Annotated in this window: 17 protein-coding genes; all 17 read right to left on the minus strand. The window is 61.6% G+C overall.

Annotation, left to right across the window (positions count from 1 at the left end; genetic code table 11):
* Positions 1-158: 158 nt before the first annotated feature.
* Positions 159-1,241, minus strand: coding sequence for a flagellar biosynthesis protein FlhB (gene flhB / locus GE027_RS13345; protein ID WP_153557701.1), 1,083 nt, complete (start codon positions 1,239-1,241; stop codon positions 159-161).
* Positions 1,242-1,248: 7 nt separating this feature from the next.
* Positions 1,249-2,031 carry a flagellar biosynthetic protein FliR gene (locus GE027_RS13350; RefSeq protein WP_237607524.1) on the minus strand — a complete coding sequence of 261 codons (783 nt, stop codon included), beginning with the start codon at positions 2,029-2,031 and terminating at the stop codon, positions 1,249-1,251.
* A complete protein-coding gene (locus tag GE027_RS13355) occupies positions 2,028-2,291 on the minus strand; it encodes a flagellar biosynthetic protein FliQ (protein WP_153557702.1) in 264 nt (87 codons plus the stop codon). Before GE027_RS13355 ends, GE027_RS13350 begins: the two co-directional genes overlap by 4 nt.
* Before the next feature lie 6 nt (positions 2,292-2,297).
* Complete coding sequence (fliP, locus tag GE027_RS13360) at positions 2,298-3,050, minus strand: flagellar type III secretion system pore protein FliP (RefSeq protein ID WP_237607527.1); 753 nt, start codon at positions 3,048-3,050, stop codon at positions 2,298-2,300.
* 423 nt (positions 3,051-3,473) lie between these two features.
* Positions 3,474-4,196: a DUF7577 domain-containing protein gene (locus GE027_RS13365; protein ID WP_153557704.1), complete on the minus strand. Its 723-nt coding sequence runs from the start codon at positions 4,194-4,196 to the stop codon at positions 3,474-3,476.
* Positions 4,197-4,204: 8 nt separating this feature from the next.
* The gene (locus tag GE027_RS13370; RefSeq protein WP_153557705.1) at positions 4,205-4,930 is read right to left on the minus strand and encodes a Bax inhibitor-1/YccA family protein; all 726 of its coding nucleotides are present in this window, start codon (positions 4,928-4,930) and stop codon (positions 4,205-4,207) included.
* An 87-nt stretch (positions 4,931-5,017) separates the two neighbouring features.
* The gene (locus GE027_RS13375) at positions 5,018-5,449 is read right to left on the minus strand and encodes a carboxypeptidase-like regulatory domain-containing protein (RefSeq protein ID WP_153557706.1); all 432 of its coding nucleotides are present in this window, start codon (positions 5,447-5,449) and stop codon (positions 5,018-5,020) included.
* Positions 5,450-5,646: 197 nt separating this feature from the next.
* Positions 5,647-6,639 carry a DUF1559 domain-containing protein gene (locus tag GE027_RS13380; RefSeq protein ID WP_153557707.1) on the minus strand — a complete coding sequence of 331 codons (993 nt, stop codon included), beginning with the start codon at positions 6,637-6,639 and terminating at the stop codon, positions 5,647-5,649.
* A 303-nt stretch (positions 6,640-6,942) separates the two neighbouring features.
* Positions 6,943-7,821, minus strand: a complete 879-nt coding sequence (gene fliO / locus GE027_RS13385) for a flagellar biosynthetic protein FliO (protein WP_153557708.1) — start codon at positions 7,819-7,821, stop codon at positions 6,943-6,945.
* Positions 7,818-8,255 (minus strand): flagellar motor switch protein FliN, encoded by a 438-nt coding sequence (fliN, locus tag GE027_RS13390; protein WP_153557709.1) that lies wholly within the window; start codon positions 8,253-8,255, stop codon positions 7,818-7,820. The genes fliO and fliN overlap by 4 nt, the downstream gene beginning before the upstream one ends.
* 11 nt (positions 8,256-8,266) lie before the next feature.
* A complete protein-coding gene (locus tag GE027_RS13395; protein ID WP_153557710.1) occupies positions 8,267-8,827 on the minus strand; it encodes a dihydrolipoamide acetyltransferase in 561 nt (186 codons plus the stop codon).
* On the minus strand, positions 8,827-9,606 hold the full coding sequence (locus tag GE027_RS13400; protein WP_153557711.1) for an OmpA/MotB family protein: 780 nt from the start codon (positions 9,604-9,606) through the stop codon (positions 8,827-8,829). The genes GE027_RS13395 and GE027_RS13400 overlap by 1 nt, the downstream gene beginning before the upstream one ends.
* Before the next feature lie 6 nt (positions 9,607-9,612).
* A complete protein-coding gene (locus GE027_RS13405) occupies positions 9,613-10,374 on the minus strand; it encodes a motility protein A (RefSeq protein WP_153557712.1) in 762 nt (253 codons plus the stop codon).
* A 22-nt stretch (positions 10,375-10,396) separates the two neighbouring features.
* Positions 10,397-10,591 carry a flagellar FlbD family protein gene (locus GE027_RS13410; RefSeq protein WP_153557713.1) on the minus strand — a complete coding sequence of 65 codons (195 nt, stop codon included), beginning with the start codon at positions 10,589-10,591 and terminating at the stop codon, positions 10,397-10,399.
* A 269-nt stretch (positions 10,592-10,860) separates the two neighbouring features.
* Positions 10,861-11,559, minus strand: a complete 699-nt coding sequence (locus tag GE027_RS13415) for an FAD-dependent oxidoreductase (RefSeq protein WP_153557714.1) — start codon at positions 11,557-11,559, stop codon at positions 10,861-10,863.
* A gap of 165 nt (positions 11,560-11,724) precedes the next feature.
* Entirely contained in the window at positions 11,725-12,654 is a 930-nt protein-coding gene (locus tag GE027_RS13420) for a dihydrodipicolinate synthase family protein (protein WP_153557715.1), read from the minus strand.
* A gap of 189 nt (positions 12,655-12,843) precedes the next feature.
* The gene (locus GE027_RS13425) at positions 12,844-13,902 is read right to left on the minus strand and encodes a hypothetical protein (protein ID WP_153557716.1); all 1,059 of its coding nucleotides are present in this window, start codon (positions 13,900-13,902) and stop codon (positions 12,844-12,846) included.
* Between the last annotated feature and the right edge of the window lie 87 nt (positions 13,903-13,989).

Genomic DNA, 13,989 nt, shown 5'->3' on the forward strand with positions numbered 1-13,989 from the left:
ATTCGATGACGAGCACGAGCACGAGCACCGCTCCGCTGAGCACGAGGCGAGTACGAGTACCGCTGCGCTGAGTACGAGTACCGCTGCGCTGAGTACGAAGTTGCGACAACCAACAACCAACAACCAACAACCAACAACCAACAACCAACAACCCCTCGCTACGCCGCGGTGGCCTGAGGGATGCTCTTGCCCTGCAGCTGATAGACGTAACGTAGGACTTCGGCCACCGCCTGGTACTGCTCCAGCGGGATCGATCCGCCCACGTCGACCGTCTTGTACAAAACCTGCGCCAGGGGTTTGCGTTCGACGATCGGCACGCCGTGTTCCAAGGCCAAACGGCGAATCTTTTGGGCCACCGTTCCGGCGCCTTTGGCCACGACCTGGGGCGCCGCCATCTCCGCCGGATCGTACTTGATCGCGATGGCCAGTTCCGTGGGGTTGGTGACCACGACGTCCGCGCCGGGCACCTCCGAGGCCACCTGTTGCATGGCCAGTTGCCGCTGGATCTGACGCCGGCGAGCTTTCATCTGTGGGTCGCCCTCGGACTCCTTCATCTCGTCGCGGACTTCCTGGTCGGTCATCTTCAGGTCCTCTTCGTGTTTCCACCACTGATAGGCGTACTCCAGCAAGGCCAACAACAACAGCGCCGCGGCGATCCACAAGCTGGTATCGAACAGGCAATCGAACAGAGTCTTGGCCACCATCGGCATGTCCATGGCCGCGATTCCCAGGATCGCATCCTGCTGCCGCATGATCGAGAACACCGCGATGCAGGCGATGACCAGGATCTTGAAAATACCAAAGCCCAGCCGCATCACGCCCTGCAGCGAGAACATCCGTTTCAGGCCTGCAAACGGATTAATGTGGCTGAACTGAGGCATCAGCTTCTTGGTGCTCAGTAACAACCCGACCTGAGTGATGTTGATGACGATCCCGGCGACGAACATCACCAGCAACAGCGGCATCACGATCCAGCCCAACCGCAGGGCGATCGCCGTCAGGTTACTGGTGGCTTCGTGCGGCGTTACCGCCAGGGCCGGACCGCCGCTGAGGGTTTGCACGAGGTTGGCGGCCAGTTTGTCGACGGTCTCGCGGCCGAACCAGTACAGAGCCAGCACGGCGGCCATCAGCATCGCCGCGCTGGTCAGGTCTTGGCTCTTGACGACCTGACCATCTTCGCGCGCCTTGCGGCGTCGCTGTTCACTGGCTGAATGTTTCTTTTCTCCTGCGGAATCGGCCATGATGCTCCTACCACATGGTCGCGACGCGCTGCATCGCGATGGTTAGTTCTTCGGCAAAGATCCAGCTGGCTCCGCCGATCGCCATCGCCATCACCGCCAACATCGCCAAGGCGTTGATGTTTAAACCGATCGCCAACACGTTCAATCCCGGCAGCGTGCGGCTGATAAAGCCCGTGACCAGGTTGGTCAGCAACAAAGCCGTAACGACCGGGGCCGCCAGTCGCACGCCCGCGCCCACGCCGCCGGCCAACTGCCCGACGACCAGGGACAACATACTTTCGTGGATCGCCACCTGGCCAGGCGCCATCGACTGGAAACTGTCCATCAGGGCGGTCAACATCAGGCGGTGGCCGCCCAGGCTGAGGAAGACGGTCGTGACCAACATTCCGATCAGGCGTGCCAGCGCCGGCATGTTGGACCGCGTGGCCGGGTCCTGGGCGTCGCCCAGCTGCATCCCGCCGGTGCTGCTGATCAGTTCGCCGCCCAGCTGCATGCCGGTGATTAACAGCTGGATGACCGTCCCGATCAACATGCCGATCAACGCTTCGCGGGCGATCGCAATGGCCAGCTCGATCAGGTTCTCGATTCTTGGCGCGGACGCGGCCGCTTCGTCGCCGGCGATCGCGGGCAATAGCAGCAACGTCAGCGTGATCGCCAGCAGGGCTCGCACCCGTTTGGGAACGCCCACGCCCACGGCCGGCATCGCCATCAACAGCGTGCTCAGACGCGTCAGCACCAGCAAAAACAGCACCAGGTGCGACAGCAACAGGTCCGTGGCGGCAGCGATCACGGCATGCCAGCGTTTTCAATCGCAGTCCGCGTCAGGTCGACCATCTTCTGCACCACCCAGGGCAGACAGGCCACCATGACCACAGCCATGGCAAAGATTTTGGGGACGAACGAGACGGTCTGGTCCTGGACCTGGGTCAGCGCCTGGATCAGGCCGATCAGCAAACCGACCACCATGCCCACCAACAGGATCGGCGAACCGATCAGAATGGCCGACATCAACATTTCGCGGCACATGTCCACGGCGGTTTCACTATTCATTTTCGATCACATCCCATAGGTGCCAAAACTGTCCATCAACATTTGGACCACCAGATGCCAACCATCGACCAGGACGAACAGCAGCAGCTTGAAAGGCAACGAGATCACCGCCGGCGGCAACATCAGCATCCCCATCGAGATCGTCACGCTGGCCACGACCAGGTCGACGATCAAAAAGGGCAGGTAGATCTGAAACCCCATCAAGAACGCCGTCTTCAGCTCGCTGAGCATGTAGGCTGGCAGCAACGCCCGCAGCGGGATCTCGTCCCAGCTCTGCGGTTCCTGGCCGTCCGGAGCGACGTAGCGATAAAACAGCAGCACGTCGTCGTGGTTTTCGGTGACGTCGATCTGCCGAGCCATGAAGTCGCGGATCGGCTGGACGCCCCGCTCCCAGGCGTCGGTCGACGACATCGATGTTTCCGGATCGGTGTATGGCACGATCGCTTCGTCGTAGGTCTGTTTCCACACCGGCGTCATCACGAACAGCGTCATGAACAACGCCACGCTGGTCATCACCTGGCTGGGCGGCAACGATTGCAGGCCGATCGCCTGACGCAGCAAGCCCAGCACGATGATGATCCGCACGTAACAGGTGGTCATCAACAACAACGCCGGCGCCAGGCTCAACACCGTCAACAGCAATACGATCTGCAGACTGCTGCTCAATCCCTCCGGGCTGGTCCAACGCTCCGGTCCGCCGCCGACAAAGTCCAGGGGCGATTCCAGGATGGGCTGTCCCAAGTCGTCGGACGTCAACAGCGTCGCGTCGGCTTCGCCCGCCGGCTCCGCTTGTGCCGCCTCACTGGCCGGCTGAACCGCTTCCTGAGCCCACAGCCGAGCCTCGTTCGGACCGGTCCAGAGCAGCCCCAGCACCAGACCCAGCAGGATACGGCGGCAGCGGCTCGCAGCGGTGGAAAACGACTGGTTCAAACGGCTCTCCTGGCATCTCGACGACCAGGTCGAAGCGTACGCGAAGAGCGGCTTGAGACGAAATAGAGATTTTTTCCGAGATTTGGGAAATAGGAAAGCGGTGGATGCCGGTGGACACTCCGCAGAACATTCGACCACCAATCCTCGCTAATTGCACACAGATAAAATCTTCTGGAAAGATGGGTGCCGATGAGGGGTCCGAGAACGATCACCCGCTGGACTTGGGTCGCCTTGCCGCGAGTTCGTTGGGCCCTACATCGAGAGGTAGAGAAGCGGCCAGACGATGATACTGGCCACGTTGATAAGCCACGCACTGAATAATCGCAGCTGCAATTCGGGCTCTTCGTAGGCGGCCGCAGGAAAGGAGAGCAGCAGGCCGACCGAGTACAGGTTCACCAGCGGAGGGCACACCAACAGTCCGACAATGCTAGATAAGAAAGCTCGCCGCACGCGGTCCTCCAGCTCCTCGGCACGATCGGGACGCTGCAGCGAGGCCATTCGTCGCTGCGCGACGGGGTCGCCCGTAGCGGTGGGGCGATAGGGATTCTCTGCTGCGTCGGGAGCAATGGAGGCTGTGGGCGTTTGGGAAGCCAGCATGCCCTCGCGGCTCGCCGCCTCGCGGCCCGTCTCGGCGGTCCGCCCCCGCTGGTCTTCCTCACGCAGCGGTTTGCTGCAGCTCCAGCAGATCTCAAAAGCCGGTTCGTTCTGTTCGCCACAGCGGGAACAGATCCAGGGCAGCGCGTGCTGCATCCGCGCCTGGTCCGCGACCAGCAACTGGTCGGCTCGCTGGAAATCGTCCGCGTCCACCTCGACACGGACCAGCCGGTCGGTCCCGGCGCCGCCCATGCTGAGGGCCACCGCGGCGTCCGTCCCGGTGACGAACGCTTCGATACCGGCTTCCTGCAAACGCAGACGAATCGTTTCCGCTTCCAGAAAATTGAAAGCTTCGCGAAGGATCCGGCGCGAGTCGCTCATCCGCTCGCTCAGTCGCTGGAGCTGAACGACATGACCAGACGCAGCACGTACCAGAACAACAGCGCCACCGAGGCGAACAGGGCCAGCGACGCGGCCACATACTGGTCGGTGCGGTAGTGGTGCATGACGTTGGACGTGTCGTACAGGATGTACCCGGCGGCCAAACCGACCATCACGCCCGAGAACAACACGCCCAGGTTAAAGCCGAACAGGATTGCACAGACGATCAATCCCATCGCCAGCAAACCGGCCATGAACAGGTACTTGCCAATCCAGTGCAGGTCGACGCGGGTCACAAACACCATGGCCGTCAGCCCGCCAAAGGTGACCATCGTCAACAGCCCGGCCATCGCCGGGATCTCCGGATTGATCTGCATCGCCATGTACAGCAGCGGTAGAAAGATCACCGCTTGGGCCACCACGTATAGACCCAGGCCCGCGTACTGTGCCCCGCGCGAGGCACCGCTCTCGGCCCATGACCGGGCAACCCAGCTGACCAACATAAAGGCGCCCAGCACCACCAGCCACATGTAGCCCGAAACCATCTGGGCAACCAACGACTGCATCGTCGCCGCCGGGACGAGCGTAAACAGCAGGGTTTCGAGAGCGACGAACAAGCCGATCGCCCCGCCCAGATGCAGGTAGGTTTTGTGGATAAAGGCGGTGCGTTCCGCCTCGTTGGCCTGCGCCACGTCGTAGGTCACATGCGAGGCGTACGGATTAACATTGCTCATCTTGGTAATGCACCGGTTAAAACGAAGGGAAACTGCGTTAGGCAGGATATCACAGCGGAGGGTTCTGACGAATCCGTGCGGCGCTGGTTAGCTCTTGAGTTCAACCACGGCGGTATTCTCGCCTTCCTCAACCGTAATGGTGACATCGGTGGAGGCCTCGTTCCAGTATTTATCCGGTACCGAGGTGTCGATCGTGATCGGCTTGGCCATTTCGGCTTCTTCTTCGGTCTGGGAGGGAGGCGCGAGATAGACCTTGTAGGTTCCCACGGGCAATGGGTCGGCAATTTTGAAGGACCCGCCGGGCTGGATGTCCGCGCCCGCGGCTTGGCCGGAATCCAAGTCTAGCAACATCACGGCCGCGTCGTCGTAGGGTTGGCCGTTGAGCGTGACGGTGCCGGAGACGGTTCCCATCGGCACGCTGGGCGAACAACCGGCAACCACCGCTACGGCCAACCCCGCCGCCATCACGCCCAATACACCTAAACACCGCCGACACGATTCAATACTGGTTAGCTTCATTTCTCGTCGTACTTGTTTCTGGAGACAGTAAAGATGTCCCACCCGAAGCCAAGCTCGGGTGGGACATCCGCGAAAGACATTTTTTTACGGCGTTAAGCACGTCGGCATAAATCTTTGCGTGAAACCCCGCGACAACACCCTCCCGCGCAGCGGGAGGGTAATGCCTAAGTTAATGTTGCGACGTGCTTAACAGCAGTCTACGGCATCTCGAAGACTTCGCCATCATACCGACAGCACATCTTCTTCAGCGTCATAAAATCGACCGTGTCGGGCAAAAAGCGGACGCTGCCGTCGGCCAGGCCGATGGTGATCCCGCCGGGGTGGAACGAGTTGATCACCGTATTGTTGCGGTACATCCGCTCGGTGGCTCCGGTCTGGACAATGTTGCTGTTGGGGGCGAAGCGGACGCACGTGGTGCCCGTTTGCCACAGGTCTCGGCGACCAGAGCTGACCGGGCTGCCGTGCCGCGTACCGTACCAACCTCCATAGTAGTTGGCCGTCCGGTTGACCCCGGCCACCAAGCCCGATTGATCGGCGATGATCATCGTGTTGCTGGTGCCGTCGGTGATGGCTTGCATGCCGAACGACTCGTTGGGAACCAAGATACCGTTGTTGCTGGACCAACCGTGTCCCAGGTCGGCCGTGCCTCGATTCGGATCCGGGCCTGGGACCGGACGAGCCGCTCCCTGGATGCCGACGTAACTGACCACCATCGTTTTGGCTTGATTGTTGGAAACCGGCGCGATGTCGAAGACCGGAATCGCCGACGACGGACAGCGATACGTCGGCAACTCAAATTCCTTCAAAACCTCGTTGCCATACAGCGCGTTGGAACCGGCAGCCCCGCCGGCCATGAACGTGTAAGGAGCCGTGTCGATGAACTGCAGCTGGTCGTACAACGCGTTCTGCTCGATGTACGGCAGGATCAAGGCCCGCCAGTTGGAACCGTTCGACGGCCAAGCTTCCCGAAGATTGTACGAGCCGGCCGGGAACGTCAGCAGCGTGTCGTGGTAGTTGTGCATGCCCAGCACGATCTGCTTGACATTGTTGGTGCAGCTCATCCGCCGAGCCGCTTCGCGGGCGGCTTGAACGGCCGGAAGCAAGAGGCCGACCAGGACGCCGATGATGGCGATCACCACCAGCAATTCCACGAGCGTAAACCCGCGCCGTTTCGTTCTTGGGACAAACATGAGAAAACGTTTCCTCGGAAAAAAGGACGGTTGAGAAAAAAAGCCCCGATACTATTTTGACGCCTCGCCCCCCGCCCTACAAGTTTATTCTGCAAGAATTGCTTGTCCTGACCCGCGGGAAACGCGAAAGCTTCGCCGGTTTAAACCTCGCGCGAGAGCGACGGTTCCGCTCTGGTTGCTGCCGCTGTGCAAGATTTTGCGGCGCGATGTGATTTTGCGGCGCGATGCGGCGACGAATAGAAAACGCTTCACCCGAAGCGATTTCAGAAGGCGGAGCGTGGGGCGACGATTGTTCGGCCACGCTCAGGCAGTGGTAAAAAGGCTGCGGTGCGGCGCACGCGAGGCGGAGCCCAAGCCCGCGCCGGCAGTGCGACCCGCGCCGGCAGTGCGATCCGCGCCGGCAGTGCGACCCGCGCCGGCGAAGTGATCGGGGCCGGCAAAGTGATCGGGGCCGGCAAAGTGATCGGGGCCGGCGAAGCGGTCGCTCGAGGGTTTTTCTTGGCCCAGGGCGCTGAGGGTCTGCAAAAACTGCTGCCGGCCGCTGCCCGTGCAACCGGCCAACACCTCCGCAACCTCATCGGGATCGCTGATTTCGGCCAGCGTCGTCGAGCTGCTGGCTCCCACGGCCAGGACCAGAATCCGCTGGCCGCATCGTACCAATACGATGTTCTGCCGCGGGGCCAAGGGCGTGCGGCCGAGCACCTGCAGGGTGTCTTTGGAAACGTTTCCCATGGCCGCTGCGCCGCTGCGGCGAAGGATCCAGACCAAGGCGGCGAACAGGCCCAGGACAATCGTCAAAGAGCTGACCACGGTCGTGATCGGCAGGGTTTGTTGCGCTTCGGCAACGTCGTCCTCGTCGCCGCCGCGGAAGCGAAACGGCGCAGCCGCCGAGCCGGCGTTCTCACCCTTGGCGGCGTTCTCTGCAGGGGCGGCGTGTTCAGCAGGGGCGGCGGCCGCCCGGTCGCTCGCGTCCAGCACCATCCCACGCGAACTGGCCGCGGTGGCCAGGCTCGCGGCGGGTGGTTGGGCTTGGTCGAGTGGTTGGGCTTGGGCGGGTGGTTGGGCTTGGGCGGGTGGTTGGGCACTGGAGGTGTCGGCCGCGAGGCCGGCCAGCAACAGCAGGGCGGCCGGAAGCCATCCGCGCGTTCGGAACGTGCGAGTTTTCTGAAGCGTTCCGCTCATTCGGCTCCTCCCAGCAATTCGGTGACGCGAACGCAGAAGTTATCGTTCATCACCAAGACTTCACCGCGTGCGATCAGCCGTCCGTTGACGTAGATGTCGACCGGGTCGCCGGCCAGTTTGTCCAGGGCCACGACGGCGCCACTGCGCAGGCGAAGGACCTCTTCGAGCCGCATCTGGGTGCGGCCCAGTTCGATGCGCAGGTCCAGTTCCACGTCGCCCAGCAGGTCCATCGGGTGCGGAGCGTCGCCCGATTCGCTGGGCTGCAGATCGTTCAGCTGGAAGGGCTGGGCCGCGGCGGATTCATTGTCTCCGGCCGCCTGGTCCACACCGGCTTGGGCTTGCGAGAGCAGGTTTTCGATGTCCTGCGGCGAAACCTGCTGTTTGTCGGTGGCTGGCGCTTCGGCGGACTCATCCTTGAGTGGCGATTCGCTCACGGTCCTCGGCCCTATTCCTTGATCAATTGGTAATCGTAGAAGCCGACCGAAAGCAACAGATCGTCTTCTAACAGGTGGTTACATGTCGTCAAAATCCGTCGCTGCAGCAACCCCAATTGATTTTCATCCAGCTCCGACAGGTCGGACATGCGGATTTTCATCCGGACCGCGTGCCGGATGCGTCCATCCTTGGCGTCGAATTCGGCGGTCATCTTTTCCTGGTCCTTCTTCTTGACCAGTCCGAACAGGGTCAGCTCGACGCGGTAACGATCCTCGGTATCCAGGGGGCTGAAGGTTTCGCCGAACCGCCCCAGTTCGAACTCCTCGACACTGTTCTCCTCCAGGTTCTCCTGTTCGGTCTGTTTCTGGTCGGCCTGGACGGACTGAATCAGCCTCGCTTCGGCCAGGGCACTGACTTCCTCGGCCGAGGGGACGAGGAAGAAGAACAGGGCGGTTTCCACCAGGACGACGACCGAAACGAATCCGATCATGATCCCTTTGCCGCCCAGCTTGCTCTTGCCCTCCGCTTCGCCTTCGGCTTGGTTGTCGACGTTTTCGGGTTGGTCGGCCATCAAGGATTCTCCTCTTCACTGGGAAGGCTCATGACCCGGCTGGCGCGTTCGTCCGCCGTGCCCTGCAGGTCGCTGACGGTTTCGTCGAGCAAAAAGATCTCGACGCGGGGGTTGGCTTGCCGGTCCGCTGCTCCACTGCCGGCATGCATCGGTTCGCTGGCTCCGGCACTGGTCAAACGGAAGCGGTTGGGTTCAAGTTTGTGGTTCTGGACCAGGTACTCCAGCACGGCTCGAGCTCGGGCATAGGCCAGGTCCATCGTTTCGGCGGTGTCGTGGGTGCGAGCGGCCGTTTCCGGTGCGGTGTGGCCGCGGATCTCGATCTTCTGCGGTTTGCCTTGCAGTTGACCGGCGATCGCGTCCAGGACGCCGGGACTGTCGGCCTGCATCTGGGCGGTACCGATTTCGAAAAACACCACCGACCCGACGGCCGTTTGCTTGCCGGGGCGGATGATCCGGACCATGGGCTTCTCGCCTTTGGGGGCCGGATCGGGAACCCCGCCCCTGGCTGTGTCTTCGCGTTTGGCGCGGCCGGTCGTGGCCAGGACGGTCGAAGCGGTGCTGCGCGGTTTGGCATCGCCCGGCGTCAAGCTTTCCAGACTGCGGGTGTAACCGAATTGTTGGCGCATCGAATCAACGAGCGCTTGATACGTTTCTTCTTCTTTGATCTCGCTGAGTGATACCAGCATGATGAAGAACGTCAGCAGCAGGGACATCATATCGCCGAAGGTCACCACCCATTCCGGGATTTCGGCACCCGAATCTTCCGGTTCGTCATCCATCGCGGGCTATTCCTGGGTTCGCTGTTTCGGAGGCAGAAAGGTCTGCAGTTTTTGATCGATCGCCCGCGGGCTCTCGCCCGACTGGATGGCCATTACGCCGCGGATCGCGATCTCCATGGCGGTCAGCTCTTTGCGGCTGAGCAGCCCCAGTTTCTCGGCGAACGGGCTGAACACCACGTTCGCGACGATCGCCCCGTACAACGTCGTGATCAGGGCCACGGCCATCCCGGCCCCGATCCCCGACGGGTCACTCATATCGCTCAGCATCATGATCAATCCCATCAAGGTGCCGATCATGCCGTAGGCCGGCGCGAAACGACCCAGTTGGTCCATCACGCCCTTGCCCTCGCGGTGCCGCAGGCTGATCGCGTTGACTTCGGTCCGCAGGACTTCCTCGACCGTCTCGGGCGGACTGCCGTCGACGGCCATCTGCAGACCGGTTTGCACCAGCGGGTTTTCCACCTGCGGGATCTCCGCTTCCAGAGCCAACAAGCCGTCGCGGCGAGCCGTTTCGGCCAGGGCCACGATCTGTTTGATCAGCTCTGCCGTGTCCTCGTTCTTGTTCAACATCACCTTCAGCATCACCTTGGGAACACCCAGAATGCTGCGTAGGGGAAAGCAGATCATGGCGGCGGCGATCGCTCCTCCGACCACCACCAACAGGGACGGGATGTCCACGAAAGCGGTCATCGGCGCGCTGCCCATCAACATGGATCCGACGATCAAGCCGATGGCTAGGATGAGTCCGATCAGCGAAGCTATATCCATCGAAGTGTGGCTCCGGGAGCGTTTAACGGCTGGGGATCAAATGTTTTTGCTGTTGATAGCGAACCGCTCGGTCGACCACTTCGTCCATCGATTCGCCCACCACCAGTCGCTCGCCCGTGGTCAAGGTGATGAACGTATCGGGCCGGCACTCGACATACCGAATCAAATCCGCGTTCAAGACGAACGGTTCACCGTCGAGGCGAGAGAGTTTGATCATTGAAAGGCGTTCCAGGACGAGGCGACGAGAAAGCGCGTGGCCGAGCGGGCCCCGAGAACGGGGGCCGGATTCGGTGTCTCTGGAGAACTCTAGGTCACGTTGCGCGGCCGCGACGGCCGTTGCAAAAAGAACACACCAATTTTTTCGGTGTGGCATAGGCTTTAGTAGCTCGGCTGTCCCCAGCCGAGAGCATTGCGTTCAGCGGCTGGGACAGCCGTGCTACTTTTCACAGGCTAGAAGCCTATGCCACAACGTAGCCCCGCCCCGCTCTACAGCCGCGTGGGGCGATACAGGTCCAGCCCCTCGCGGTCGCCCCACATGGCGAACAGCCGGCGGATCGCGTCGCGGCCCCGGGCGCTGCGCTGCTCCCAGTCGTCCTCACCCTCCTGACCGGCAGAACCCTCCTGACCGGCAGAAGCGGAATCGCGACCATCGATGATGTGAAAGTAGGCCGTCTCGGCCCAGCGGTGCTGGGGATCCTGGGCCGGGGCCTGATGGTTCGCCCAGCCAGCGGTGTCGATCACCGCTTCAGCCGTCCAGGCCGTTTCGTGGTCCGCACAGCGGATCTGAAAATCCAGCTCCGAAGGGTCTTCCGCGTTTGGCAGCCGGTGGACTTCGCGCACCCGGTGTCGGGTGAGTACGCGGCCGGAGAGCAAATCGATTTCGGCCAACGGCCGCAGAATCTGCTCCGCGTAGCCCGCTGCGGTGGTCGGCAATGTTTCCAGCGTCTGCGGATCGTCGTCCTGGGCCCGAACGGCTTGCAGAGCGAACGCCGAAATGCCGCGGCCGGGCAGAAACGTCAAGTCCGCGTCGCCAGAATCCAGCCAGCTCTGGCCCACGTCCAGGGCTTCGAAGACCGTCACGTCGTAGCCCAGGAAACGAGCGTACAGGGCGGCTTCCAGGCCCAAGATGCCGCCGCCAAGGACCGCGATCGAACCGGGGGGATCCAGAATTTCGTCAGCAGCCATGGTCAAGGATTCCAGGAATTGTCCTCCCCTCTGGGAGGCTGGTGAGGAACGAGCGAACAAGGTGAGCACATCGGTAGACGCCTTCGGAAGGGCCGAGGTGCACGGTTCGCCCAACAAGATACCGGTGGCGGGATGCTTGAACAGAGGGTCCTCGACGCCGGTCCACTACTGGATCCCCAGAGCCGGCCACCGCGAGCTCAACACCTCTTGCAGCGACTGCCGCTCGGCGTCGGTCAGCTTTCGCTGGGGCATGCGGCACGGGCCACAGTCGAATCCTTGCCAGGAGAGGATCTGCTTCATCGCGGCGTGAAACGGATACTGCTGCAGGGCGCGGATGATCTGCACGGCTTGCAGTTGGGCGCGGCGAGCGGCCGCGAAATCGCTCTTTTCGAACGCTGCGATCACTTCGCGGTACAGCGGCGCCAGGATGTTGAAGGTGCTGCCGATTGCTCCTTTCGCTCCGGTGGCCAAGGCCCCGAGCAGCATCTCGTCACAGCCGAAGACGATGTCCAGGCTGCCGCCGGCGACGTTCTGGCAGGCTTGGAACTCGTGCAGCTTGGTGTCGGTGTATTTCAGGCCCGCCAAGTTGGCGATCTTGCTTTGCGCGGTTTCCAGGAACTCGACGATGTCGATTGCCGAACCGGTCAGGGCCGGGATGTGGTAGTAGTAAAACGGCAGGGAACCGCCGGCTTCGGCAATCCGGCCCATCGTCTCGACCAAGGCGTCCGGCGAGGTGATCGGGTAGTACGAGGGGCACGTCGCCGAGACCACGTCCGCGCCGGCTTGGGCCGCATGGGCGGCCAGCTCGGCGGCTTCCTCCACACAGTTATGTCCCACCTGCACGATCACCGGCACGCGTCCCGCCGCGGCCGCCACGGTCCGCTCGGCAATCTGTTTGCGTTCGGCCGTCGAGAGCGACATGCCTTCGCCGGTGCTGCCGCACACGTACAGTCCCTCGATGCCCTGCTCGACCAAGTGGTCGGTCAGCGGATCGATGCCGCCGAGTCGAAGTCGGCCCTGCGCATCGAGCGGCGTATACGTCGCAGCGATCAAGCCGCGGAGCGAGGAGCGGGATTCGGATGCATTTGGGCGCATCGCAATGCACCTCCAATAATTAGAAAGGAAGCCAGGGCACAGGGGCACGGCGGCAAGCTAGCGACACGCGATAAGCAGCATCGATGGAGTAATCTTTATTCGCCTCAATCGTACGCCAACTCGATCGCTGCGAAACCCCGCACGGCAACGCACGCTCCAGCGCCCCGGTCCCGCCCCGCGGAGCAGCCGCTAGTGGGCCCCGCGCCTACGGCGGATGAAGAAATACCCAATCGCTCCCACGATGCACAGGTTGACCAGCAAAAAAACGAGCCCACGCCCCGAACGGAAACTGGAGACCGCGCCCATTCCCTTGCTGGCAACGATACGTTTCGACACGTCTTCCGGATAAGGAATCACGGCCTGTTTCGCTCCGTCGGTTTGGTCGATTACGGCCGTGCCCTGCGGCCATTGCGGAAACCATTCGTCAACCGAACGGTTATTCCAGGAAACGTTCTTTACTTCAAAGCGGTACTCCAACGGTCGGATGTCGCCGACTTGTTCGCGGTCCATTTTCCCGGATGCGGGGTAGAGTGTGTCATCAAAGCGGCCGAGGGCAGTCACTTCCCACTGCATAACCGGTTGGTTGTTGTGGTAGGTCACCTGCCACATCAGAAGTTTTTCCGCGGTATCGGAAAGCTCCGCTTCGGCGAGCAATTCGGCTCCTTGCCTCGCTTCCACTTTCAGCGTGCCCACGTCTAGGCGTTCTCCTCTGCCGATCACCCGGAACTGGAGAGGGTGTTTGTCAAACACCTTCCCGCTGACATCCACGTACTGCGGCACGCCGTGCGGACCTGACGTGAGCATGGCATCGAAGTAGTTGTCCGTGTAGGACGCCCTGTCGCTGGCAAATATTGCCCCACGGCCCAGCTTGATTCCATCTGTATTGCTCGATAGATAGTTGCGCTCGTACTGCCGATACTCGCTGCCATTCCAGCCGGCAAACCGATGCATCAACTGTGTATCGTCCAGGTGAGGCTCACCTGGATTTTCACGCTTTGCAATCCATAATCGACGAACCACTGCGGAGCTACGAGCGACGGGAGCATCCAGCACCAAGACGTTTTCGAGCTCGATTGTTTCGCCATCGTCCGTCACCAGAGACGACTCGTACTCGAATTCCCAGCCGAAGTAGAGTGGCACACGCTGGAGGTGAACACGAGACAGTTGCTCGGCGGAGACGTCTTGCCCACGGCAGGGGGTGGCCAGGAGAAGGAGGATGGTCAAAATATGAAGTTTCAAACGTTGCATAAAGCAAATCTCGACGATTGAGCAAGTGGGCGAAGATTTCAAATCAGGACGTGTAGCGGGCCGTTTGGTGAGATCGGATATTTGTTC

It is taken from the genome of Roseimaritima sediminicola, from assembly GCF_009618275.1.
Classification (GTDB): Bacteria; Planctomycetota; Planctomycetia; order Pirellulales; family Pirellulaceae; genus Roseimaritima; species Roseimaritima sediminicola.